Origin of the sequence: Streptomyces sp. BJ20 (assembly GCF_022869105.1) — a bacterium.
GTDB lineage: Bacteria > Actinomycetota > Actinomycetes > Streptomycetales > Streptomycetaceae > Streptomyces > Streptomyces griseoincarnatus.
The window spans coordinates 4,769,348-4,793,389 of record NZ_CP094918.1; the positions used below are offsets into that span (position 1 = coordinate 4,769,348).

Genomic DNA, 24,042 nt, shown 5'->3' on the forward strand with positions numbered 1-24,042 from the left:
CCCCTTCACGAACTTCCGCCGGTCAGGACCATTGCCGCAGGCGCAGCCCGTCCGCTGACTGTTCGTCCGCTTCGAGTCCCATGGGCGATGGGGTGTCACTCTTCCTGGAGATCCCTGATGAACCTGATCTTGTCGGCGGGGCGGCCCTCGGGGTTGTTGAGCGGGTGGCTCGCGGAGCGTTCCTCCACCACCACGTGGTGGACGCCGTTCTGGACGGTGACCGGTTCGCGGTTGCTGGGACGCGGATGGAAGTGCCGGAGCTCACCGGCGGGTGCGTCCTGCTGGTCGAACACCGGGGAGGAATTGTTCTCCGTGACCTTCTTGCTCAGCTGCTGCCTGTCCGTCCTCAGCCGGGTGTCCAGGGCCGTCCTCAGGTCGGCGACGTCGACCCTGACGGTCTTGGGCATTGACCCGCCCTTCTCGAAGGCCTGGGAGGCCCCACGGGTCAACTCCTGCTGCGCGGCGGCCCCGCCCAACCAGTCGCGCAGGCCCGTCGCTTCCTCCTCGTCGAGGATGGTCATCACGGCGTCCTGAGGGCTCACTTTCAACATCACATAGAAATGGTGCTTGTCCTTGGGCTTTTCCTCGCCTCTCGTGATGCGGTGCAGGACATACATCGCTTCCAGGAAAAGGACCTGCGTGAGCAACGAGACGACATTGGGGTGACCATTCACCCTGGTGTCGTCGATGCCCCTGACGATGGTGTTGGCCGCCGCGCGGGCGGCCTCGAACATACTTTTCTGACGGTCATTTTCATGGAACAGTCCGGCGAAGTCTCCCCGGACGCGGCTTGCCGAAGCGGAAGCGGGACCAGTAGGGCCGCCCCGGCCCCGCCCGGCCGGGCCGACACCCCGTCCGGCACCTCGTCCGGCACCGCCCCGCCCGACGCCACGACCCCGGCCACGATTCGTCGGCTCCTCGGCCGGTGGCGGGGCGGCGCCCACCTTGGCGTAGGGAAGGGAGATGTTGGTCTGCATGTTCTGGTTGACACCTTTCGTCTGCAGCGTTTTCACCTGCCTGCCCTTTCCCGCCATATTTAGCGTGTATCGCCCCTCGTCCTCTCCCTTGAGGGATCTGTTGTACGCGGTGATGACTTCCACGAGCGGGACTGATTTCCCTGCCACGTTCCTGAACGCGCCCAAGAGCTTCTGCCTGGCGGTCTGATGGGATTCCTTCATGTACTCGTCGCGCGGCAGCGGCCCGTAGATCACCTCGATGCTCGGATCCGCGGCCGCACGGTCCACCCCTTCGACCTCCAGCTTGATCACGGGCATACCTAGCTCTTTGTCTTCGGATTCGGCCAGCAGGTCGCCGTTCTTGAGTGTGGAGGAGCCCTTGCCTTTGGAGCTGCTGCCCTTGCTGCCCTGGGAGATCTCCTGGATGTCGACGGTGATCTCGATCTCGAGCCCCACCCGTTTGGCATCCGGGATTTCCTGGGACTGCTGCCGGCCGCTCGCCGGGACAGCGGACTCCTGCTGCGCCCCGGGCGACTCTCCACCGGGGGTGCCCGTCTCCATGCGCTGGACGGCGGCCACGTGGCCGGAGCGCGCCGGGTGCGGAGGCTCGGCTTCCCGCTGAACGGGGGCGGGGCCCGACATCACCTGTTTGGCGTTCGCCTCGGCCGCCCGCTCGAAGCGGTCGGACGGGTCGGAGATCTTCAGGCCCGATCCGTTGTCGGTTCCCGCCACCGCGCCCTGGCGCTGCTGGATCACATGCGTCAACTCATGCGCCAGCGTGTGCTTGTCCCCGCCGCCCGCGCCGATGACCACATGGCTGCCGGAGGTGTACGCCCGTGCCCCGACCTCCGCTGCCGAGCGCCGTGCTTCGGTGTCCGTGTGCACGCGGACATCGGAGAAGTCCGTGCCGAGCCGAGCCTCCATCTCGGCGCGCAGCGGCCCGTCCAGCGGCCGACCGGTCGAGCGCAGCACGCCGTGCACCGCCGGCTGCTTCACCGGCTGCTCGTCCGGGCCGGTGCCGTGCCACGGTTCCTCGGCCATCCGTGCCTCCGCCATGGGCGCGGGACGGGCGCGGCGGGCGATCATGCCGGTGACCGCGGCGTTGCCCGCGCTGCCCTGCGCCGCCCGCAGCACGTCGGCGGTGAGCGGGGGCGGGACGGCGGCGCCGGCCGAGGACGTCTCCCGTCGGGCAGCGGCTGTGCCGGGCACCGGCTGCTCGGCTTCGGTCCCCTCGACGCGCCGTCCGGCCCTCTGCATCTACTGCCTCCTCGTCGGCGCACTCCTGCTGCGCACCCAGTGGACAGCACGCGCCGAGCGGGCGTCCATGTCCGTACGGGCAGCGTGAGGGCAACGGCGGGTGATGTCCGGACGGTCCGTGCGGGAGGTACGGAAAGGCAGCGGGCCTGCCCCCGACCAGGTCCCCAGGTCCCTGTCACCTGCCCCGTCCGCCCCCGCAGACTCGGCCTGGACACAGGTGACAAGCAAGGACGCTAAGGAGCGAACATGCCGACGTACCTCACCCCGGGCGTGTACGTGGAGGAGGTGCAGTCCGGTGCCCGACCGATCGAAGGGGTCGGCACCGCCGTCGCCGCGTTCGTCGGGTTCGCCGAGCGCGGACCCTTCCACACGCCGACGCTGGTCACCAGCTGGGACCAGTACACCCAGGAGTTCGGTGGCTTCACCGAGGGCACCTACCTGGCCCACTCGGTCTACGGGTACTTCTCCAACGGCGGCGGCGCCGCGTACGTGGTGCGCATCGGCGGCTCCGCCGAGGACACCTCCGCCCCGTCGGTGACCGGCGCCCGGGGGAAGCGGGAGGCCAAGGCCGTGGAGCTGGGCGGCTTCCTGGTCACGGCCAAGCCGGGCGTGACCGGGGTGTCGGTGGAGGTCGCCGACGCAGGCGGTGAGAACCCGCCGGAGGACCGCTTCATGCTGCTGGTCCGCAAGGGCGACGAGGTGGTGGAGACGTACGAGACGTCCACCCGCAAGAACGTCAAGGGCTATCTGGTCAACCAAGCCCGCGCCTCCAAGCTGATCGAGGTCACCGAGCAGCGCGGCGCCGCCCAGACCAAGCCCGCAACGCAGACCCTGGCGATCCCCGATGCCCCGGGCGCCCCCGCCACGAACGGCGCCGGCGAGGTGGCCCGCCTCGACCCCGCCGAGTACGTCGGCGACTCCGCGGCCCGCACCGGGTTCGGCGGCCTGGAGACCATCGACGAGATCACCATGGTCGCGGTGCCGGACCTGATGAGCGCCTATCAGCGCGGCGACATCGACGCCGAGGGCGTCCGCACCGTGCAGCTCGCCGTGATCTCGCACTGCGAGCAGATGGGCGACCGGGTGGCCGTCCTGGACAGCCCGCCCGGGCTCTCCGCCCAGCAGGTGCGCACCTGGCGCAACGACGAGGCGGGCTACGACTCCCGTTACGCCACCCTCTACTACCCGTGGGTGCGGGTCTTCGACCCGGCCGCCGGACGCAACACCACCGTCCCGCCGAGTGGTCACATCGCCGGTGTGTGGGCGCGCAGCGACGGCGAGCGCGGGGTGCACAAGGCGCCTGCCAACGAGGTCATCCGCGGTGCGGTCGACCTGGAGATCCGGCTCAGCAAGGGCGAGCAGGACCTGCTGAACCCGATCGGCGTGAACTGCGTACGGGCCTTCCCCGGCCGCGGTATCCGGATCTGGGGTGCCCGCACCCTCTCCTCCGACCCGGCCTGGCGCTACCTCAACGTGCGCCGCCTGTTCAACTACCTGGAGGAGTCCATCCTCCTGGGCACCCAGTGGGTGGTCTTCGAACCGAACGACGACCGGCTGTGGGCGAGCATCCGCCGCAACGTCACGGCGTTCCTCCAGGAGGAATGGCGCCGGGGCGCGCTCTTCGGCCGCACCGCCGAAGAGGCGTTCTACGTCAAGTGCGACCGCGACAACAACCCGCAGGAGTCCATCGACCAGGGCCGGGTCGTCTGCGAGATCGGAGTCTCGCCGGTCAGGCCCGCCGAGTTCGTGGTGTTCCGGCTGGCCCAGTTCTCCGACACCACCAGCCTCATCGACGAGTGACCCGACGGGTCCTCAAGGAAAGGTGACAGACAGTCATGGCAACGGGCGATGCTCTTTCCACCCACGTCTTCGGCGTGCAACTCGGTGGCTACCTGGTCGAGTCGATCCAGGAGATCAGCGGGCTGACCGTCGAGGAGGAGGTCGTCGAGGTCAAGCAGGTCAGCGCCGAGGGCAAGCAGATCATCCGCAAGCAGCCCGGCGCCCGGCAGGCCGGTGAGATCACGATCACCCGGGGACTCGACCAGAGCAGCGAGTTCACCAAGTGGATCAAGGAGACACTGAACAACGGCGCGGTGAACTCGGCGCGGCAGAACCTCACCATCGAGATCAAGGACACCGAGGGCAACACGGTCCGCCGTATCCAGCTGATGCAGGGCTGGGCCTCCAAGTGGGAGGGCCCGTCCCTGAAGGCGGGCGAGTCCTCCCCGGCCACCGAGTCCGTCACGATCGTGTTCGAGGAGATCGTCGTCGAATGAGGCGCCGTACGGTCACGGCGGGCAACCTGGACGAGATCCTCCAGGTGACGGCGCCCGCCCAGGTGTCGGAGCAGGCGTCGGCCACCCCGGCCGCCGCCCCGCCGCGCGTGGAGGACCACGGGCTGCGCACCGAGTTCGAGTTCGAACTGCCGCGCGGGTACGTCGACGACGAGGGCACGGTGCACCGGCACGGCTCGATGCGTCTGGCCACCGCCCGCGATGAACTGCGGCCCCAGATCGACCTGCGGGTCAAGGAGAACCCGGCGTACCTGAGCGTGGTGCTGCTGAGCCAGGTGATCACCCGGCTCGGCAACATCACCGATGTGCACGCCGGGATCGTGGAGCGGATGTACGCCACCGACGTGGCGTTCCTCCAGGACTTCTACCGCCGCGTCAACAGCGAGGGCCACACCCGCGCCGCGGTCACCTGTCCGCACTGCGAGGGCGGCTTCGAGGTCGACCTCTCGGGTGGGCGCCTGGGGGAATCGTGACGTACGCCCTTCCCCGGCTCCGGGAGGAGATCGCGTACATCGCCTATCACTTCCACTGGCAGCGCGAGGAGATCCTCGATCTGACCCACGGTGAACGCCAGCAGTGGGTGGCCGAGATCGCCCGTATCAACGCCCGCATGAACGAAGGCGGTTGAGCACATGGCATGGCGGGACAGGCTGCGCCGCCGGGCCGCCGGAGCGGACGCCGCGGGTCGCGCGCGGCGTACGGAGGGCTCCGGCGCCGGGGGTGGCGGCCGGTCCGGTTCCGGCGGTTCGTCCGGGTCTGCACCGAGTCCGGCGGGTGACGGCGGGGGCACGTCCGGTGCCTCCGGCTCCTCCATGCCCGGCGACTGGGACGGCGGCTGGCGCCGTACCGCGCCGCCGCCCCTCACCGTGGCCCGTGCCCCGCTCGGCGTGAGCGACGGCCTCACCTTCCGCGCGGGCCTCGCCTCCTGGCAGAACCCGTCCTTCGACAACGGCCTCGGCCACGCCTTGCTGCCGACGGCTCCGACCGGCCTGGTCCGCGGGGTCACCCGCCCGGCCGCTCCACGGCCGACCCGGACCGGTGGGGGGCCGCTGCTGCTTCGGGCGGTGCGGCCGGAGGGGGCGGACGGGGTGTCGGGGGGTGCGTCGGACGCCGGGAACGCCGGCACCTCGGGCGCCGGCGCGACTCCGGTCGCGCGTCGGGTGCGGCCGGGGGCGGGGCCGTCGACGGCGGCTGGTTCTGCGGCATCCGGTTCGTCGGGCTCGGATCCGGGTTCGTCCGGTGCGACGTCCCGCTCGGCAGGTGCTCCGCGCAGCCGCGGCATCACGTCCGCGGATTCTCCCGCCGTACTGTCCTCGTCGGCTCCCGCTGTTCAACGGGCTGTGGAGCCGGTCACGGCCCCGGTCGTGACGCCCACCGACACCGGCCGTTCGGCTGTCGCTCGCGAGATTCCGTTGATACGACGGGTCACGGTGGTCCCGGGTGCGACCGCCGACGCGGCGGTGGGCCGTACCGGCGTGTCCGGTTCGGACTCCGGGAGTGCATCCCGGTCGCCGGGAGGTTCGTGGGGTCGTACGCCTTCCGGGCCGGCCGTCCGGCGCGCGGCGACGGGGGCACGGTCGGAGGTATCCCCTGCCTCCGGTGCCGTCGCGCCCCAAGTGGCCGTCCAGCTCCGCCCGGCGGGGCCTCGCCTGACCGTCGCCCGGCGCCAGGCCGGACCCGTGCGCCGCGTTCGCGCGCTGCGGCCGGCCGCCCCTCCGGCGCCCGGCAACCGCCCGGCCTCTGGCGCGTCAGGCGCTTCCTCGGCATCGGCGGCCGGGACGACGGCGCCCGTACAGCGTGCCGCCGCGCGCACGGGCAGCCGTGCCCCTCTCGGTGCCCCGCTGAGTGAACTGCCGTCCACGGCGACACCGTTGGCGGAAGGCACCCCCACCTCCCGTCCCGCGCCCGGTCCGGCGCTTCCCGTCGTTCAGCGACAGACAGAAGGCGGCGGCGCGTCGGAGGGCGGTGTGCAGGGCACGGCTCAGGAGGGCCCCGCGCCGCGCCGGGCGTCCGACGCGGGGCGGTCCGGGGCGCGTGCGCGTGGCGGTCTGGGCGCGCCGCTGCCCGCGCTGCCGCCGAGCGCCGATGTGCCCGGTTCCGCCTCGTCCGGTGCCCGCGCTTCTCGCCCGGCGCCCGCGTCCGGCCCAGACATCCAGCGCGCTCCGGCCCGCCAGGACGACCGCAGCTCCGCAACCGCGCCGGACCGCGACCGTACGCCCACCGAGACCGCACCGCCCGCGCGCGGAGAGGGCGGAGCGGACGCGCCGCTGCTGGGGCCGGACGACGTCCAGCGCCGCGTCACGAACCCCTCCACCCCTGGGGGCCCCACGTCACCCGGCCACCCGACGGACCGCGCAGGCGGACCCGCCACACCCCTGGTGGCCCTGTCCGCGGCCACCGCGTCGGAAGGCCCCGTGAGCGCGACAGCCCCGGCCGGGAACGCCCCACGCCCCGGCGCGCAGACGCCCTCGATTCCCGGCGCCCCGGACCCGGTCGTGGTGGCCCGCGCCCTGGCCGAAGGCACTCCGGACGCTCGGACCCCGGCCACCGATGAGCCCACCGCCCCGGCGGCCCCCCGCGCCGCTCGGACCTCCGGCGCAGCCGACCCGGGTCCTCTCCCGGTGACCGGTTCCGCAGCGCCCTCCGTCCAGGCGGCACCCCGCACTCAAGGCACCACAGGCACCGCTCGGACCTCTGGCGCAGCCGACCCGCGCCCCCTCACCGGCACCGCGGCATCGTCCGCCCCGGCGGTTCCCCTCACCCTCCAGCTGCTGCCCGCGCGCCCGCTCACCCTGAGCACCCGGGCCCCGGAAGGCGCCGCACAGCCCACCGCCGCCCGCTCCGGCAACCGTCCCGTGGTGCCGATGCACTGGCCGGGCGACCCGGCTGCCCCCCACGGCCAGGGCGACACCGGGACCCCCGCGCATCCGTCGCCGGGCCCGTCCGTGGCGACCCAGGCGACGCCTCACGTGCAGCGGTCCGCGGCCCCAGGCCCCGGAGCGCGGAACTCCGTTGTGCCAACGCCCAGTTCCTCCGCCGCAGTCCAGCGCGTCCCCGTCGTACAGCTTGCTCCGCCCCACCGCGAGGCGCACGGCGCGCCCAGCTCTGCCGCGCACGCCCCCGGGCGGTCCCTGCCGGTGACCGCCCCGCAGACGCCGCCGCTCACGGACCGTCCGTCGCCCACCCAGGGATCGGCCCCGGCATCGGCGGGGCCGGTCCCCGTGGTCCGCCCCCGGGCCGCTGCCCCGGGCGGCGGGACCCGCGGCGCGGCGACCCCCGTCCAGCGCGCGCCCCACAGCGCGGACGACTCCGCACTCCCGGGGGGTATGGACAAGGCGCTCCCGACGCCCCGCCGGCAACCGGTCTCCGCGGCCGGTGACCTCGCCGAGACAGTCAAGTCCCAGCAGAGGAGCGGCCGTTCGGGAACGGTTTCCACGGGTTCCGCCGCCGGCGGGACCGCCTCCGCCAAGCGCACAGCACACCGTGCCGAGACACCGCAGGACCCCGGCATGGACCTGGACGAGCTGGCGCGCCGCCTGATCGACCCGGTGGCCCGGCTGCTGCGTACCGAGCTGCGGCGTGGGCGGGAACGTACAGGCCGCCCCTACGACGGACGCCGCTGAGGGCCCGGCACGGAACGGATGACGGACGAATGACGGACAACATCTTCGCGACGAGCGTGTTCTTCAAGCTCGTGATCGGCGGCAACGACCTGGGCGCCTTCCACACCTGCTCCGGCATGGGCGCCGAGATCGAGATCGAGACCTATGCCGAGGGCGGCAACAACGGCTTCACCCACAACCTGCCCGGGCGGGTGACCTGGTCGAACATCACCCTCACCCGGCCGGTCACCAAGGACACGGCGAAGATCGCCCGCTGGCTCGACGAGACGCTCAAGCGGGTGGAGCCCAAGGACGGCGAGATCGTGGCGCTGAAACCGGACCTGACCCGGATCATCAGCTGGCAGGTGTTCGGGATCGTGCCGGTGCGCTGGCAGGGCCCGTCCTTCGACCCCAGCAGCTCGGAGGCGGCGGTGGAGACGCTGGAGATCGCCCACGAGGGGCTGAGCCCATCCTGACCCGCCCTCATGAACCGCCCGCCGCCCGTGTGATCGTCCCGGAAAGGAAGTCCCGGCGTGTCCGAAGCATCCCGCACCAGTCGGGCCAGGGCTCAGCTGACCCTGAAGGAACCCCCTGCCTCGGTCGGTGCGAAGCCCGGCGGGACGCTCGCGCGGATCAACCTCCAGTTCAACCCCTCCACCCTGGAGCTGAGCAAGACCACCGAGTGGCGGCGCACCCCGTCCCGTATGGCGGCGGAGTCGGCGCTGCCGGAGTTCGTCGGCAGCGGCCCGCGCACGCTGAGCCTCGAGGTCTTCCTGGACGCCACAGCCAAGCACGACAACTCCGTGGAGCAGGCGGTGGAGAAGCTGATGAAGGCCTGTGTGCCGACCAAGGCCAGCCTGGGCCGCAAGAAGCCGGCCAGCCCGTGGGTGCGGTTCGAGTGGGGCACCGCGCGGACGACCTCGTTCGACGGAGTGCTCTCCAGCCTGTCCGTGACGTACACGTTGTTCGACGTGGACGGCAAGCCGCTACGGGCCACCTGCCGGCTGTCGATCGAGGAGGCGAGCGTCGGCCCGGCGGGCCAGAACCCCACGTCCGGCGCGCGCACCGCCCGCAGCACGCACACCGTCGTGGCGGGCGACAGCCTGGCGCTGCTGGCCTGGCAGGAATACGGCGACGCGACGGCCTGGCGGGCCATCGCGGAGGCGAACGACATCGACGACCCGATGACGCTCGTACCCGGCACCGAACTGGTGGTGCCGGCACTGAGCGACGCGGGCGCTGAGGAGGAACGATGACAACCGGGGCACGGGACGGCCGGTCCTTCGCGGCGGACCCCGTCGTGGAGGCGCCGAGTGAACTTCCGCCGGTCTGGGCCGCCCAGCTGGTGAGCTGCGTGGTCGACGAGAACGTGGGCCTGCCGGACGCGGCGGTGCTCACCTTCCGCGACCCCGACCACGAGTTCCTGAAGAAGACCGGCATCACCATCGGCACCCCGCTCAAGGTCTCGGTGATGACCGTGACCGGGCAGGCCCGTGAGCGGCTGTTCAACGGCGAGGTGACCGCTCTGGAGGTGGACCGGGACCGCACGGGCTCGTTCACGGTGGTGCGCGCCTATTCCAGGGCGCACCGCCTGCAGCGGGGCCGGAAGGTCGTGGCGTACCGGAACATGACCGCGTCGGCGATCGTCCGCAAGGTGGCCGCCGGGGCGGGGCTGACCTGCGGCACCGTGCAGGCCGCGCCGGTCACCTACAAGCAGCTCTCCCAGGCGAACGTGTCCGACTGGGACTTCCTGCAGTTCCTGGCCGCCGAGAGCGGCGCGCAGGTGCGCGTCGACGACAAGGGGCTGCTGCAGTTCACCACGCCGAGGAAGGCGTCCGGCGCGCCCGCGCCGTCGACCTCGGCGGCCAAGAACCCGATGGTGCTGGAGTACGGCCGCAATCTGCTGGCGCTACGGGCCTCCCTGTCGGCCGCCGACGGCGCGCAGCAGGTGGAGGTGCGCGGCTGGAACGTCACCACGAAGAAGCCGCTGGTGTCCGCCCCTGTGCCGTCGGTGGACAGTGACACGGTGGTGCCGGGCCTGAGCCCGGCGCTCGCCGCCCGGTTCGGCAAGTCGTCGAAGCTGACCGTCACCGACACGCCGTACCGGACCCAGGCCGAAGTGAAGGCGGTCGCGGAGGCTACGGCCGCTCACGTCAGCGCGGGCTTCGCGGAGCTGGAGGTGGTGGCCGAGGGCAACCCCCTGCTGAGGGCCGGCAAGCCCGTGACGCTCGGCAACGTGGGGCAGGCGTTCTCCGGCAAGTACACGGCGACCGCGGTGCAGCACATCCTCGAACCGGACGGCGGCTACCGGACGACGGTCTGGGTCAGCGCCAGCCCCGACCGCTCCCTGACCGGCCTGGTGACCGGCGCCAACGCACCGGCCCGTGGCCCGCGCATACCGGGCCTGGCGATCGGCGTGGTGACGGACGTACGGGAGCCGGGCCTCGCTCAGAACGGCGGCGTGAAGCTGAAGTTCCCCTGGCTGGACGACACCTACACCACCGACTGGGTGCGCACCGTGCAGTGGGGCGGCAAGGGCGGCGGAGGCGTCGTCAGCCCCGAGGTCAACGACGAAGTCCTGGTCGGCTTCGAACAGGGCCTGCTGGACAGCCCGTACGTCATCGGCGGGCTCTACAACGGCGTCGACAAGCCCTCGCCCCACAAGGTCAAGCTGATCGACGAGACCACCGGCAAGGTCAACCGCCGCTCCATCGTGTCGCGTTCCGGGCACCGGATGGAGCTGCTGGACGCGAGGGCGCCGGGCCAGTCCGGGCTCAGGCTCGCATCCGCCGACGAGCGCCTCGAAATAAAGGTCGACCAACGGAAGGGCACGATCGAGCTGACGGTGTACGCCGGCAGAGGCGGCGTCCGCCCCCTCACCTCCGTCCTGCTCGACAAGAAGGGCATCACCCTGGACGCGCGGCGGGGCAACGTGAGCGTGTCCGGCCGGAACGTGGAGATCCAGGGCAGGGTCGGGGTGAAGATCGGCGGCCGCACGGTGGACATCGACAGCAGCCAGAACGTGAACATCAAGGGCCGCACGGGCGTCACCGTCGACGGCGGTCTGCTCGGCGTCCTCAAGGCCAAGCTCATCCGGATCAACTGACCCCCGACCTCACCTTCCCAAGGAGGACCGCATGCCACCCGCAGCCCGTACCGGTGACCCCACCAACCACGGCGGGGCGATCGCCCTGCCGGCCGGCCCCGCCGCTCAGGCGGTGATGCGCGTGCTGATCGGCGGCAAACCCGCCGCCGTCGCCACCAGCCCCGTCGGCGGCGTGGGCAGCGTGATCACCTGCCCGATACCGCCGCACGCCGCTCTGGGACCGGCCAATGTGATCAAGCCCGACACGAGCGCGCTCGCCAAGGGCCACGTCCTCATCGGCGGGTTGCCGGCCGCCCGGATGCGGGACCGGACCACGTGCGGCGCGATGATCATGATGGGCGCCCCGAACGTCCTGATCGGAGGCGTGTGATGCGCGGCGCACCGACCGTGCCTGGCAGCTTGGACGTCGTGATCGGGGGCGTGTGGTGAGCGCGCGGTTCATTCGGCGCGTCTCTCTGCTCCGGCTGCGGGGCGGGCATCCCGCGTGTGGCGCTGTGATGGTGCCCGGTGCCCCCGGCTTCCCGGCCGGAGGTGTGTGATGAGCGAGCGGTTCGTCGGACGCGGCTGGGGGTTTCCGCTGCGGGTCGGGCCGACCGGCGGGATCGCCATGGTCGAGCGGGAGCGGGAGATCGAGGAGGCGATCCGCCTGATCCTCGGCACCGCGCCGGGCGAGCGCCCCATGCGCCCCGAGTTCGGCTGCGGCATCCACGACTACGTCTTCGCCCCCGGCGACGGCGCCACCGCCGGACGTATCGCCCAGCAGGTGCGCGAGGCCCTGGAGCGGTGGGAGCCGCGCGTCGCGGTGGAGGACGTGATCGTCGCCTTCGACGCCGTCGAGGACGGCACCCTCTACATCGACGTGCACTACACCCTGCGTTCCACCAACGACCGGCGCAACCTGGTCTTCCCCTTCTACACGATCCCCTCCGAGGAGGGGGCCGAGGAATTGGTCGCGGACTGATGGCCCTGCCCTCCCCCAACCTGGACGACCGACGGTTCCAGCAACTCGTCGACGAGGCAAAGCGGTATGTGCAGCAGCGCACGCCGGAGTGGACCGACCACAACGTCTCCGACCCGGGCGTCACCTTGATCGAGACGTTCGCCTACATGGTGGACCAGCTGCTGTACCGGCTGAACCGGGTCCCGGACAAGAACTACACAGCTTTCCTCGACCTGTTGAGCATCGGCCTGTTCCCGCCCGCCGCGGCCTCCGCCGACGTCGACTTCTGGCTGTCGGCGCCGCAGCCCGACACCGTCGCGCTGTCCGCGGGCACCGAGGTGACCACCGCGGGCGGCGAGAGCGACGAGCCCGTGGTGTTCGCGACCACGGACGAACTACGCATCGTGCCCAGCGAGTTGACCCGTCTGGTGACCGCGCCCCGGACCGGTGAGCAGACCGACATGACCGGTACGCTCGCCGACGGCCACGACATCCCCTGCTTCCAGGCGGCACCGGAGCCGGGCGACGCACTGCTGTTCGGCCTGCCGACGGCGGTGCCGCGCTGCATCGTCGCGGTGCGCCTGGACAGCCGCGTGGAGGGCGTCGGTGTGGACCCGCGCCAGCCCCCGCTGGTGTGGGAGGCGTGGGACGGCGGTGGCTGGCAGCTCTGCGAGACCGGTACGGACACCACCGGCGGTCTGAACCGGCCCGGCGAGGTCATCGTGCACGTACCGGCCAGGCACACCGCGTCGGTGATCGGCGGAACCAGGGCCGGCTGGCTGCGCTGCCGGGTCACCGAGGCGGAGCCGGGCCAGCCGTTCTACTCGGAGTCCCCGACGGTGCGCGAGGCGGAGGTGTTCACCGTCGGCGGCACCATGTCCGTCGAGCACGCCGAGACCGTGACCGACGTTCCGCTCGGCACCTCGGAGGGCGTCGCGGGACAGACGTTCCGGCTCGGCCGCCCGCCGGTCCTCCTCGACGGCGAGCCCCCGGTGGTGGAGGTGTCCTCGGCCGAGGGCTGGCAACGCTGGGCCGTGGTCGACCACTTCGGCCGCTCCGACCCCGCCGACCGGCACGTCCGCGTGGATGCCACCAACGGTGAGTTCGCCTTCCCGCCGGTGCTGCGCGAACCGGACGGCACGCTGCGGCAGTGCGGCGCCGTACCGCCCAAGGGCGCCCACATACGCGTGGCCCGGTACCGCACCGGCGGCGGCCCCGCGGGCAACGTCGCCCGCGGCGCGATCTCCGTGCTGCTCAGCTCCGTTCCGTACATCGCCCAGGTCACCAACCGGGAGGCGGCACGCGGCGGCGTCGCGGGCGAGACGGTGGAGAACGCCAAGCTGCGGGCGCCGGAAGTGCTGCGTATGCAGGAGCGCGCGGTGACCGCCGAGGACTACGAGATCATCAGCCGCCAGGCCGCGCCCTCGGTACGCCGGGTCCGCTGTCTGCCCGCGGCGGAGGAACCGGGCGCGGTACGGGTCCTCGTCGTCCCGGACGCCGTGGCCGACGAGGGCGACGACCGCCTCCGTTTCGAGCAGCTGATCCCCTCCGACCAGGTACTGGAGGCCATCACCGCGAGCCTCGACGAACGACGCCTCATCGGCACCCGCCTGGTCGTCGAGCCGCCGGTCTACCAGGGCGTCACCGTGGTCGCCCGGCTCGCGACGGCAGCCGCCGACACCGACCGCGTCCGCGACGCCGCCCTCGACGCCCTGTTCCGTCACCTCAACCCGCTCAGCGGCGGCCCGGACGGCACCGGCTGGCCCTTCGGCCGGCCCGTCCAGTACGGCGAGATCTTCGGCATCCTCCAACGCGCCACCGGCAACGCCCTCGTCGAAGAGATCCGCCTGTTTCCCGCCGACCCCGTCACCGGCCGCCGCGGCGCCCCGGAAGACCGCATCGACGTGGCCGCGGGCGCGCTCGTCTTCTCCTACCAGCACCAGGTGGTCGTGACGGCGATGGATGGGGAGGGGCGGGGATGAGCCGCGCCGCCGTACCCGGCCTGCCGAGCCGCTTCCCCATCGGTGAGCAACTGCCCGCGCTGTACGCCGACGACGACTTCGCGCAGCGCTTCACCGCCGGCCTCGACACCGTCCTCGCCCCGGTGTTCGCGACCCTCGACAACCTGACCGCCTACCTCGACCCCCGGGTCACCCCCGTCGACTTCCTGGCCTGGCTGGCGTCGTGGGTGGGCGCCGCCGACGACCCCCAGTGCCCCGTGGAGCTGCGCCGCGAGGCGGTCGTCCGCGCGGTGGAGCTGCACCGGTGGCGCGGCACCAGACGCGGCCTTGCCGAGGCCCTGCGCCTCGCGCTCGGCGTGCACTGCGATGTGACCGGCGACGGCGGCTCGTGGTGGTCGAACACCGCCGGCACCGAACTGCCACCCCAGCCCGCCGCCGAGATCCTGGTCCGGGTCTGGCCGGGCCGCGAGACGCGGGTGGACCCGGCCAGGGTCCGCGAGATCGTCCGGGCCATGTGCCCGGTGCACGCGGCATTCCGGGTGGAGGTCCTCCCCGGCCCGCCCGGCGACGAAGGGAGGTGACGCCATGCGCGCATGTCCCGCGTGCGGGGCGTCCAACGGCTCCGCGGACGACTTCTGCGGCAACTGCGGCGCGTACCTGGGCTGGTCGGAACCGGCTGCTCCGACCCCGAACACACCCGCACCGACGCCACCGGAGCCAACCGCACCCCCGGGGCCGGCCGAACCCCCGGAGCCTCCGGCGCCCGCGCCCGCATCACCCCCGGCGGACGAGCCCGAGTCCGCCGCACCGCCCCGACCCTCGTCGTTCCGCGCCCGGCTGACCGGCCGCGGCGAGCCGAGGCGGCCGAGCACGACGGAGCCCGCGGACACCGGCTCCGGCGCCGACACGGCCCCCGCTGCCGGCCCTGGCCCGGACGAGCCCACGATCTCCCCACCCCAGTCCGGACCGACCGACGCCCGCACCGGGTCCGCCGCCCCGGCACAGGGCTCGGCCACGAGCGGGACGGCCGCTGACTCCAGCGCCGAGCCGACGGGCGGCTCCCCCGGCGAAACGACCGACGTCGATGAGCCCCGCCGTACCGGCGACGCTCCCCCCACCACGCCGGCCACACCCGCCGCACCCTCAACCCCCACAACCCCACCCGTTCCTCCAGCCCCACCCGCTCGACCCGCTCCACCCGCCCCGAACATCCCCCGCCCGCGCACCGCCACCGCCTCCGAGTCATCGGACCCGGACGCCATCGTGCCCGTCCGCCCCGCGAAGCCGGTGGCGGCACGGCCCGTCGTACGGCCGGTGGCGGTGCCGGACGAAGGGGTGGGAGTGCCCTGTCCGGCGTGCGGGACGCCGAATCGGCCGGAGCGCCGGTTCTGCCGGCGCTGTGCGGCCGAGTTGAAGCCCATGGCGAAGGCCGCGCCGCTGCCGTGGTGGCGGACCGTGTGGCCGTTCCGGCGCCGGGTGCGGGCGAGTTCGGGTGGGGTGACGCGGTTCCTGGTGATCCTGCTCGTGGTGCTGGCGCTGTGCGCGGGCGGCTTCCTGCTGATGCCGGCCGGACGCGCCCTGATCGAGGACACCCGGGACAAGCTGGGCGAGGCCACGTCCGTGACGCCGATGAGCACCGAGGCGAGCGCATCGGTGCCGGGGCACCCGGCGAAGAACACCACGGACGGGCTGAGCAACCGCTATTGGGGCGCGCCCGCGACGGGTGCCTCGGTGACGTACACCTTCCGCAAGCCGTTCCGGCTGGTCGACGTGATCATCACCAACGGCGCTTCCAAGGAGCCGCAGAAGTACGCCCTCCAGGCGCGCGCGCTCCAGATGGAGCTGGAGGTGACGGCGCAGGACGGCACCACGCACAAGAAGGAACTCACCCTCAGCGACAAGCCGGGCGACCAGACGATCGCCACCGGGTACAGCGACGTGCAGAAGGTACGGCTGGTGCTGCGTTCCGCCGTGGGACTCGCCCCGGGCCGTCATCTGGCCCTGGCAGAGGTGGAGTTCTTCCAGCGGAGCTGACTCGCGGCCCGAGGCCGTCGGTTCCCGGGCCGTCGCCGCCGGCACCGTCGTCTTCCCGGTCTGCCGTGGCGCGTGCACACGAAGTACTGGCCCTGCTCGATGTGCCCACGGGCCCTGGGCAGCCGCTCCCGGGCCGGCACCACGTAGTGACGCGTGGGGACGCACGGCCCGGCCGTATGGCGCGATACGGACAGCGCGACGCGCGCCGGGCGGTGCGGAAACGGTTCTGCCGTGGAACGTACACCCGGCCCGTGTCCGCGGCACGTGACCGAACCCATACGGGTCCCGTAGCCGTCCGGTAGCGCACTGTCAGTCCATGGCCCTAGGCTTGTCCGCATGTCCCCCGATTTAACGCCCCCTGGTTCCGTGCGGTCCGCCGCCGAGGTGAACGAGCAGATCCGCGCCCTGTGGCTGCGGGCGGGCGGCTCCCTGTCCGCCCAGGAGCGTGAGGAGTACGAGATGCTGGTCGTCGAGTGGGCGGCGGCGATCCGCGGACGGGTCGTCGAGGCGGCCTGACGCCCGCCCGCGCCGCGCCCCCGCTCTCAGCGTCCGCCCGCGACCCTCAGCACCGTACCCGTGGTGTACGAGGCGTCCGGCGACATCAGCCAGGCGACCGCCGCCGCGATCTCCTCCGCCTGTCCCGCCCGCCGGAGCGGAATGGTCCCGGCCATCTCCCGGACCCGGTCCGGCGCCCCCATCGCGGCGTGCATCTCCGTGTCGATCAGACCCGGGGCGACCGCGTTGACGCGCACCCCGGCCGGACCGAGTTCCTTGGACAGTCCCAGAGTCAGCGCGTCCACGGCCGCCTTGGTCGCCGCGTAGTGCACGTACTCTCCGGGGCTGCCCAGGGTCGCGGCGCCCGACGAGATGTTCACGATCACGCCCTCGCCGCGCGGCGTCATCAACTGGGCGGCCCGGCGCGAGCACAGCAGCGTGCCGACGACGTTGACGTCGACGACCCGCCGCAGGGTGTCCGTACCCACCTCGGTGAACGGCCCGAGCGGCCCGGTCACCGCCGCGTTGTTCACCAGCCCCGTCAGCGGACCGAGTTCGCGCTCCGCCACCTCGAACAGCCGCTCCACGTCGGCCTCGACGGACGTGTCCGCCCGCACGGTCACCGCCCGCGCCCCCGCGGCCCGCACATCCTCGGCCACCTTCTCGGCGGCGTCGGCGTCCCGCACGTAGTTCACCGCCACGTCGTGCCCCTCCGCCGCCAGCCGACGGCAGGTCGCGGCGCCGATGCCGCGGCTCCCCCCGGTGACCACCGTGACCAGACGCTTCATGAGTACCTCCAGGCGCAGAACGCGGAACGAAGATCCCCAGACTCGCAGACGCCCCCGCCCGCGTCGCGCCCGGCCCCGCGGGCCGGGGGAATGTCCGCGCACGCCCCTTGGCTGCGCCCTCCACATGGTCAACACTGAGCCGATGACGCAGCGTGTGGAGCTCGCGACCGTACGGGACCGGCTTGATCTGGACGGACTCGTCACCGACTACGCGGTGGCCCTCGACGACGGCGACTGGGCGGCGTACCGGCGGCTGTTCACCCCGGACGGGCGGGCGGACCACCGCGGCGCGGGCGGTATCGAGGGGGACTCCGGGACGGTGGCCGCCTGGCTGGCGGAGCGGTTCTCCGGGTTCCCCGTGCGGCAGCATCTGTTCGTCAACCGCCGGGTACGGCTCCGCACGTGGGAGGGGGACACCGGGGACACGGCCGAGGTGCGGACCGACTACGTCAGCCCCGTCTGCCGGGGCGGCGGGGACGGGGCCGCCGTGCTCGACCTGCTGAGCGGCGGACGGTGCGCGTTCACGGCGGTGCGCACCCCCGACGGCTGGCGGCTGAGCCGGGTCGTCGTGCGGGAGACGTGGCGGCGCCCGACCGGCGGACGGCCGGACGGTGTGATCGACTGAACCCGCGTCCGGCCGGGTCGAGGACGCACACTGGAGGCATCACGGGGTAGGGAGGCGCCCATGAGGAATCTCGGCCACCACCTCGCCTCCCCGTGGCGCCGCTCGGCCGCCGCCGCGGTCGCGGGCGCGCTGCCCGTCCTGGCCTTCCCCGCCCCGAACCTGTGGTGGATCGCCTACGTCGCCCTCGTCCCCTGGCTGCTGCTGGTCCGCACCGCGCCGACCGGGCGCCGGGCCGCGTTCGACGGCTGGTGGGGCGGGTTCGGGTTCATGCTGGTCATGCACCACTGGCTGCTGCCCAGCCTGCACGTGTTCACGTTCGTCCTCGCCGCGCTGCTGGGCGCGCTGTGGGCGCCGTGGGGCTGGCTGGTGCGCCGGACGCTGGGCGGCTCACCGTCCGGACGCCGGGTGGCGGCCGCGCTGCTGGTGGTGCCGTCGGGGTGGCTGACGATCGAGCTGATCCGCTCCTGGCAGGGGCTCGGCGGGCCGTGGGGCGTGCTGGGCGCGAGCCAGTGGCAGGTGGAGGCGGCGCTGCGGCTGGCGTCGGTGGGCGGGGTGTGGCTGCCGAGTTTCCTGGTGGTGGCACTGAACGTCGCGGTGGCCGTGCTGGTCGCGGTGCGCCGGGCGCGAATGCCGGCCGTGGCGGGGCTGGTCGCCGTGGCCGCCGCGGGGTCGGCCGCCTGGGCGGGGGCGCCGCGTCCCGAGCAGACCGGGGAGCGGACGCGGATCGCGCTCGTCCAGCCGGGGGTCGTAGCCGGCCCGGACAGCGCCGACCGCCGCTTCGACCGCGAGGAACGGCTGACCCGTGAGCTGGCCGGGAAGGACGTCGATCTGGTCGTCTGGGGCGAGAGCAGCGTCGGCTTCGACCTCGGCGACCGCCCCGACCTGGCCCGGCGCCTGACCGCACTGTCCCGCGAGACGGACGCGGAGATCCTGGTCAACGTGGACGCGCGGCGCTCGGACAAGCCCGGCATCTACAAGAGCTCGGTGCTGATCGGCCCGGACGGCCCCACCGGCGACCGGTACGACAAGATGCGGCTGGTGCCGTTCGGGGAGTACGTCCCGGCCCGCTCGCTGCTGGGCTGGGCGACGTCCGTCGGGAAGGCGGCCGGGGAGGACCGCAGGCGCGGCTCCGAGCAGGTCGTCATGGCCGTGGGCGACGGTCTGCGGATCGGCCCGATGGTGTGCTTCGAGACGGCGTTCCCCGACATGAGCCGCCATCTCGTGCAGGACGGCGCGGGTGTGCTGCTCGCGCAGTCGTCGACGTCGACCTTCCAGCGGAGCTGGGCGCCCGAGCAGCACGCCTCGCTCGCCGCGCTGCGCGCCGCCGAGACCGGCCGCCCGATGGTGCACGCGACGCTGACCGGGGTGTCCGCCGTGTACGGCGCGGACGGCGCGCGGATCGGCCCGTGGCTCGGCACGGACGCCTCAGCCGCGCACGTCTACGAGGTGCCGCTGACCCGGGGCACCACGCTGTACGTCCGCTTCGGCGACTGGCCCCCGCAGGCGGCGCTCGTCGTGCTCGCGGTGTACGGCGCGGTGGGTCTCGTGCGGTCTAGGCGAGGCGCTCGTCGACCGCTCGGACCACCCGTTCGCACAGCTCATGGCTCGCCAGTGCGTCACGGGCGCTGAGCGTCTTCCCGGCGCGCACCGCGTCCAGGAAGGCGAGCGCCGCCTGCTCGATGCCGCGCTGCCGGGACACCGGCACCCAGTCGCCGCGGCGCCGCACGGTCGGCTGGCCCTTGTGGTCGATCACCTCGGCGAGGTTGAGCACCTGGCGCTTGCTGTCCTGGCCCGACACCTCGAGGATCTCCTCCGTCGAACCGCTGAGCCGGTTCATCACGCCGAGGGCGGTGAAGCCGTCGCCTGCGAGCTGGAGCACCACGTGGTGCAGCAGCCCGTCCTCGGCGCGGGCGCGGACGGTCACGTCGTCCACCTGGCCGGGCACCAGGAAGCGCAGGGTGTCCACGACGTGGATGAAGTCGTCGAGGATCATCCGGCGCGGCTCCTCGGGCAGCCCGACCCGGTTCTTCTGCATGAGGATCAGCTCGCGCGGGTGGTCGGCGCACTGCGCGTAGCCGGGGGCGTGGCGCCGGTTGAAGCCGACGGCGAGGCTGACGCCGCGCTCCTCGGCGAGCGCCACCAGCCGCTCGGAGTCGGCGAGTTCGTACGCGAGCGGCTTGTCGACGTAGGTCGGCACGCCCGCCTCGAGGAGCCGGGTCACGATCTGCGGGTGGACGTCGGTCGGGGCGTGCACGAAGGCCGCGTCGAGGCCGGCGACGATCAGCGCGTCGAGGCCGGCGTGCCGCTGCGCGGCCGGCAGGTGGAGGGAGTCGCCGACGCGCTCCAGGGTGGCGGGGGTGCGGGTCTGCAGATGGAGCTCCACGCCGGGCTGGACGGCGAGCACCGGAAGATAGGCCTTCTGCGCGATGTCGCCGAGCCCGATGCAGCCGACCTTCACGGTGTGTTCTCCTCTGGTCCTCGCCTGCCGTGGTCCGCTGCGAGCATACGGGGTGCCCCGGAGCCGTCCCCGTCCGCACCGGACGGCCCTCCCGGCGGCCGCCAGTCCGCCACCCCGTCGAACCCGCGCAGGAGGAGCGACGGCGCCGCCTTGGACAGCGCGGCCAGCGCGGAGTTGCGTACGGCGGTGCCGGCGCGGCCGGTCGTCAGCACGTTGAGGCGGGCCGCCCGCACCGCGCGGCGCGTGACGGCCGTGGTCCGCGGGAGGCGCACGGCGGTGTAGCCGGGGAGGGTGTCGGCGACGGGCTCGTCGGCGGAGGAGGGCATGCCCGGGCGGGGGAAGGCGAGGGTGATCGCGTCCTCGACGGCCTGGTTGCCGCCCTGGCCGAGGGTCGGCGGCATGGCGTGCGCGGCGTCGCCGACGAGGGCCACGCGGCCCCGGTGGAAGGCGGGCAGCGGCTCGGCGATGTGGTGGACGTCGTGCCGCAGGACGTCCTCGGTGCGGACGGCGGCCAGCACCTCGGGGATCGGGCTGTGCCAGTCGCCGTAGCGGCGCAGCAGTTCGGCCCGTTCATCGTCGGGGGCCTTCTCCCCCGCGGGTGCGACGGCGGCGGCGTAGGCGTACACCCGGCCGTCCCTGAGTGGATGGGTGCCCCAGATGGCGCCCCGGCCCCAGGTCTCGTGCGAGGGGAACGCGACGCCGGGCAGCGGGACGACCACGCGCCAGGTGGTGAAGCCGCTGTGAACGGTGCCGGGATGGCCGGGGAAGAGGGTGCCGCGTACGGCGGAACGGAGGCCGTCGGCGGCCACCACCAGGTCGGACTCCAGTTCCCCGTCGGGCGTCTCCACGCGGGCCGGCCTGCGGGGGTCGCCCGGGACGCCGGGGTCGGTCAGGCGGGCGGGGGTGCCGGTGCGGACGGCGTCGGACGGGAGCCGCCCCGCCAGGTGGTCGACGAGGGTGGCGCGGTGCAGGAGGACGAGCGGGCCGCCGAAGCGTTCGGCCGCGGCGGCCGCCTCGGTACGGGCCAGCCACCGGCCGCTCGGCGCCCGCAGCCCGCCGTCGCCCTGCCAGGCGGACAGGGCGCGGATGTCGTCGCCGAGACCGATGACGTCCAGGGCGCGGAGCGCGTTGGGAGACAGCGAGATCGCCGCACCCACCGGCTCCAGGGAGGGGGCGCGCTCCAGCACGGTGACCCGCGCCCCGCGCATGCGCAGGGCGGCCGCCGCCGCCAGCCCGCCGATGCCCCCGCCGATCACGATGACCCGCTCGGCCGCTGCCATGGCTTCCTCCCGAAAGCTGATCGACTACATCTGTAGTGAAGCTCCCCTCCACCGTACTACAGCCGTAGTGGACCGAGTAGGTTGGCCGCATGTCCGAACGCCCCACCACCCCCGCCGCCCGCGCCGGCCTCGTCGCGGACACCGCACTCGCCCTGCTCGCCGAGCGGGGCATGCGGGGTCTGACACACCGGGCGGTGGACGACGCGGCCGGCCTCCCCCAGGGCTCCACGTCCAACGTGGCGCGCACGAGGCAGGCACTGCTGGAACTGGCGGTACGCCGCCTCGCCGACCGGGAGGAGCGGGTCCTGGCCCTCCAGGACCTCCCCGCCCCGCGCGAGGGCACCGACGCCCTCCTGGACGCGCTGGCCCTGACGGTCCACCGCGCGCTGACCCAGAACCGCGACCTCACCCTGGCCCGCTACGAACTCGCCCTGGAGGCCACCCGCCGCCCGGAACTCCGCGCCCACTTCGACACGGCCGGCGCCCGCTTCCGCACCCATCTCACGGCCCTGGTCACAGCCCTCGGCTCCCCCTCCCCCGACCGCCACGCCCTCACCCTGATCGCCTGGGCCGACGGCCTCCTCCTCTCCTGCGTGGCGGGCTCGTACCACGCCGAGCCCCCGACGATCCCGGACATCCGGGCGGACCTGGGGGAGATCATCGAGGGGATGCTGGGGACGCGGTCGGCGCCCCGAAACGCGCCAGGCAGTGCCACACCTTCTTGATCGCCTGGGGGTCGTGCCGTCCCGTCGCAGCCGCCTCTCCGACCAGGCGTGGGTCGAGCACGCCGGCGACGGCGATCTCCGTGCCCAGCTCGACGATCTCCGGGCCACGGTAGCCGGGGCGCCTGCGCAACTCCTCGACAGTCAGCTCGAAACCGGGGTGCCATTCCACGGGGCAGGGCAGCCGACGGGCGGCTTCCTCGACGGCCGTGCCCCGGTAACAGGGGTCGAGGACCAGGGCCTCGACGTCCCGGTCAAGGCGGACCGGGCCGTGCACATGCGCCTCGACGCAGTCGTCGAGAGCGTCCAGCCGGTCGGCGAGCGCCAGTTCGACGAGCGCCATGTGCCCGGCGGTGCCGAAGTCCGAGGGGTCCAGGCAGCTGTCCGGGTAGCAGAACGTGGTCCGCTCCAGGGTCGTCGCCGTGAGCCGGAAGTAGGAGGAGCCGAACCGCGGGGCCGCGCCGACCGGACGGTGTCGGTGGTCGAGTGCGCCGTAGACGGGCCGCTCGGCCGCGGGCGCCTGGTCGTAGGCACCGCCGAAGAGCCGGCTCTCCCACCGCCACCGGTCGCCGCCGGGGCACGCGGTCAGGCCGCCGTTGCTGGTCCCGGTGACGAACTGCGAGACGTACACACCGCTGTCGGCGAGGGAGCGGAGGATCGGCCTGCCCCGGGAGATGCGATCGGGATGGAAGTTGAGGGTCACCCGCAGGTCCGGATCCATGGGCGCGCCGGACGCCAGCCGGGCCACATGCGCGAGGGCCCGTTCCTGTGATTCCCGGAGGATGACACGGCTCATGCGCGCAGTGTCCTCGGGGCGAACCGGCTCGCGCACGCGCGTTTCGGCGCCCCGCACGACGGTGACACGGAAACGCCTGGCGTGACCCGCCGTCAGCGGGAAAGGATGCCGGGATGACGACCCAGCGCAGTGAACCCGGCCAGAACGCCGATGAACGGACCATGCTCGAAGGGTGGCTCGACTATCACCGGGCGACGCTCGCGTGGAAGTGCGAAGGGCTGACCGACGAGCAGTTGCGGACCGCTTCCGTGGCGCCGTCGGAGTTGTCGCTGATGGGGCTGGTGCGGCACATGGCGGAGGTGGAGCGGTCGTGGTTCCGGCGGGTGTTCGCCGGTGAGGACGCCGGGCCGATCTACTTCGGGGAGGCCGACCCGGACGGGGAGTTCCACCCCGGCGAGGCGGACACCTGGAAGGACGCGTACGAGACCTGGCAGGCGGAGATCGAGGCCGCCCGGCGCAACGCGGCAGGCCATTCCCTCGACGAGCGCTCCCAGGGCCGTCACCACTCGCACCCCGAGCCGTGCTCCCTGCGCTGGATCTACACGCACATGATCGAGGAGTACGCCCGGCACAACGGCCACGCGGACCTGATCCGGGAGGCGATCGACGGCGCCACCGGCGAGTGACGTCACCCGCCACGCCGACGGGGCCCTCGAAGGTGGGCGGACATCACCCGTGCGGGGGACCGCCGCGCCTGTCCCCCCGCCACCCGGCGGGCGGAGCCAGCA

General features: G+C 73.1%; 22 protein-coding genes. 17 read left to right on the forward strand and 5 right to left on the reverse strand.

Annotation, left to right across the window (positions count from 1 at the left end; genetic code table 11):
* Positions 1-95: 95 nt before the first annotated feature.
* Positions 96-2,213: a DUF4157 domain-containing protein gene (locus MTR79_RS21500; protein ID WP_244791798.1), complete on the reverse strand. Its 2,118-nt coding sequence runs from the start codon at positions 2,211-2,213 to the stop codon at positions 96-98.
* A 246-nt stretch (positions 2,214-2,459) separates the two neighbouring features.
* On the opposite strand from MTR79_RS21500, the gene MTR79_RS21505 reads away from it, so the two are divergent.
* The 13 genes from MTR79_RS21505 to MTR79_RS21565 all read left to right on the forward strand — a co-directional run bounded on the left by MTR79_RS21505 (position 2,460) and on the right by MTR79_RS21565 (position 16,666).
* The gene (locus MTR79_RS21505; protein ID WP_189364112.1) at positions 2,460-4,013 is read left to right on the forward strand and encodes a phage tail sheath family protein; all 1,554 of its coding nucleotides are present in this window, start codon (positions 2,460-2,462) and stop codon (positions 4,011-4,013) included.
* Positions 4,014-4,048: 35 nt separating this feature from the next.
* Complete coding sequence (locus MTR79_RS21510; RefSeq protein WP_048459432.1) at positions 4,049-4,489, forward strand: phage tail protein; 441 nt, start codon at positions 4,049-4,051, stop codon at positions 4,487-4,489.
* Positions 4,486-4,980, forward strand: a complete 495-nt coding sequence (locus tag MTR79_RS21515; RefSeq protein WP_086701620.1) for a zinc-ribbon domain-containing protein — start codon at positions 4,486-4,488, stop codon at positions 4,978-4,980. Before MTR79_RS21510 ends, MTR79_RS21515 begins: the two co-directional genes overlap by 4 nt.
* Positions 4,977-5,135 (forward strand): DUF6760 family protein, encoded by a 159-nt coding sequence (locus tag MTR79_RS21520; RefSeq protein WP_189364113.1) that lies wholly within the window; start codon positions 4,977-4,979, stop codon positions 5,133-5,135. The genes MTR79_RS21515 and MTR79_RS21520 overlap by 4 nt, the downstream gene beginning before the upstream one ends.
* 3,024 nt (positions 5,136-8,159) lie before the next feature.
* Positions 8,160-8,585: a phage tail protein gene (locus tag MTR79_RS21525; protein ID WP_086700127.1), complete on the forward strand. Its 426-nt coding sequence runs from the start codon at positions 8,160-8,162 to the stop codon at positions 8,583-8,585.
* A 57-nt stretch (positions 8,586-8,642) separates the two neighbouring features.
* Entirely contained in the window at positions 8,643-9,365 is a 723-nt protein-coding gene (locus MTR79_RS21530) for a LysM peptidoglycan-binding domain-containing protein (RefSeq protein ID WP_086700129.1), read from the forward strand.
* Positions 9,362-11,215 (forward strand): VgrG-related protein, encoded by a 1,854-nt coding sequence (locus MTR79_RS21535; RefSeq protein ID WP_244791799.1) that lies wholly within the window; start codon positions 9,362-9,364, stop codon positions 11,213-11,215. Before MTR79_RS21530 ends, MTR79_RS21535 begins: the two co-directional genes overlap by 4 nt.
* A 31-nt stretch (positions 11,216-11,246) precedes the next feature.
* On the forward strand, positions 11,247-11,585 hold the full coding sequence (locus MTR79_RS21540; protein ID WP_244791800.1) for a PAAR domain-containing protein: 339 nt from the start codon (positions 11,247-11,249) through the stop codon (positions 11,583-11,585).
* A 168-nt stretch (positions 11,586-11,753) separates the two neighbouring features.
* Positions 11,754-12,176, forward strand: a complete 423-nt coding sequence (locus MTR79_RS21545; protein ID WP_086700133.1) for a GPW/gp25 family protein — start codon at positions 11,754-11,756, stop codon at positions 12,174-12,176.
* Positions 12,176-14,137, forward strand: a complete 1,962-nt coding sequence (locus MTR79_RS21550; protein WP_244791801.1) for a putative baseplate assembly protein — start codon at positions 12,176-12,178, stop codon at positions 14,135-14,137. The genes MTR79_RS21545 and MTR79_RS21550 overlap by 1 nt, the downstream gene beginning before the upstream one ends.
* Complete coding sequence (locus tag MTR79_RS21555; RefSeq protein ID WP_244791802.1) at positions 14,134-14,697, forward strand: phage tail protein; 564 nt, start codon at positions 14,134-14,136, stop codon at positions 14,695-14,697. The genes MTR79_RS21550 and MTR79_RS21555 overlap by 4 nt, the downstream gene beginning before the upstream one ends.
* A gap of 838 nt (positions 14,698-15,535) precedes the next feature.
* Positions 15,536-16,150 carry a zinc ribbon domain-containing protein gene (locus MTR79_RS21560; RefSeq protein WP_244791803.1) on the forward strand — a complete coding sequence of 205 codons (615 nt, stop codon included), beginning with the start codon at positions 15,536-15,538 and terminating at the stop codon, positions 16,148-16,150.
* Positions 16,151-16,486: 336 nt separating this feature from the next.
* The gene (locus tag MTR79_RS21565; protein ID WP_063823437.1) at positions 16,487-16,666 is read left to right on the forward strand and encodes a hypothetical protein; all 180 of its coding nucleotides are present in this window, start codon (positions 16,487-16,489) and stop codon (positions 16,664-16,666) included.
* Positions 16,667-16,692: 26 nt separating this feature from the next.
* On the opposite strand, the gene MTR79_RS21570 is transcribed toward MTR79_RS21565, so the two are convergent.
* Complete coding sequence (locus tag MTR79_RS21570) at positions 16,693-17,433, reverse strand: SDR family oxidoreductase (RefSeq protein WP_086705468.1); 741 nt, start codon at positions 17,431-17,433, stop codon at positions 16,693-16,695.
* 142 nt (positions 17,434-17,575) lie between these two features.
* On the opposite strand from MTR79_RS21570, the gene MTR79_RS21575 reads away from it, so the two are divergent.
* Positions 17,576-18,058 carry a nuclear transport factor 2 family protein gene (locus tag MTR79_RS21575; RefSeq protein ID WP_048459476.1) on the forward strand — a complete coding sequence of 161 codons (483 nt, stop codon included), beginning with the start codon at positions 17,576-17,578 and terminating at the stop codon, positions 18,056-18,058.
* 60 nt (positions 18,059-18,118) lie between these two features.
* The gene (gene lnt / locus MTR79_RS21580; protein WP_244791804.1) at positions 18,119-19,687 is read left to right on the forward strand and encodes an apolipoprotein N-acyltransferase; all 1,569 of its coding nucleotides are present in this window, start codon (positions 18,119-18,121) and stop codon (positions 19,685-19,687) included.
* Here the strand turns inward: lnt and MTR79_RS21585 are convergent.
* Complete coding sequence (locus MTR79_RS21585) at positions 19,611-20,516, reverse strand: Gfo/Idh/MocA family oxidoreductase (RefSeq protein WP_244791805.1); 906 nt, start codon at positions 20,514-20,516, stop codon at positions 19,611-19,613. The two genes, lnt and MTR79_RS21585, sit on opposite strands and share 77 nt — an antisense overlap.
* Positions 20,513-21,796, reverse strand: coding sequence for an FAD-dependent monooxygenase (locus tag MTR79_RS21590; protein WP_244791806.1), 1,284 nt, complete (start codon positions 21,794-21,796; stop codon positions 20,513-20,515). Before MTR79_RS21590 ends, MTR79_RS21585 begins: the two co-directional genes overlap by 4 nt.
* Positions 21,797-21,885: 89 nt before the next feature.
* Between MTR79_RS21590 and MTR79_RS21595 the strand changes: the two genes are divergently transcribed.
* On the forward strand, positions 21,886-22,521 hold the full coding sequence (locus tag MTR79_RS21595) for a TetR/AcrR family transcriptional regulator (protein WP_244791807.1): 636 nt from the start codon (positions 21,886-21,888) through the stop codon (positions 22,519-22,521).
* Here the strand turns inward: MTR79_RS21595 and MTR79_RS21600 are convergent.
* Positions 22,454-23,314 (reverse strand): DUF3626 domain-containing protein, encoded by an 861-nt coding sequence (locus MTR79_RS21600; protein WP_244791808.1) that lies wholly within the window; start codon positions 23,312-23,314, stop codon positions 22,454-22,456. The genes MTR79_RS21595 and MTR79_RS21600 overlap by 68 nt on opposite strands.
* Positions 23,315-23,427: 113 nt before the next feature.
* On the opposite strand from MTR79_RS21600, the gene MTR79_RS21605 reads away from it, so the two are divergent.
* Positions 23,428-23,940 carry a DinB family protein gene (locus MTR79_RS21605; protein WP_189364119.1) on the forward strand — a complete coding sequence of 171 codons (513 nt, stop codon included), beginning with the start codon at positions 23,428-23,430 and terminating at the stop codon, positions 23,938-23,940.
* The last annotated feature ends 102 nt before the right edge of the window (positions 23,941-24,042 follow it).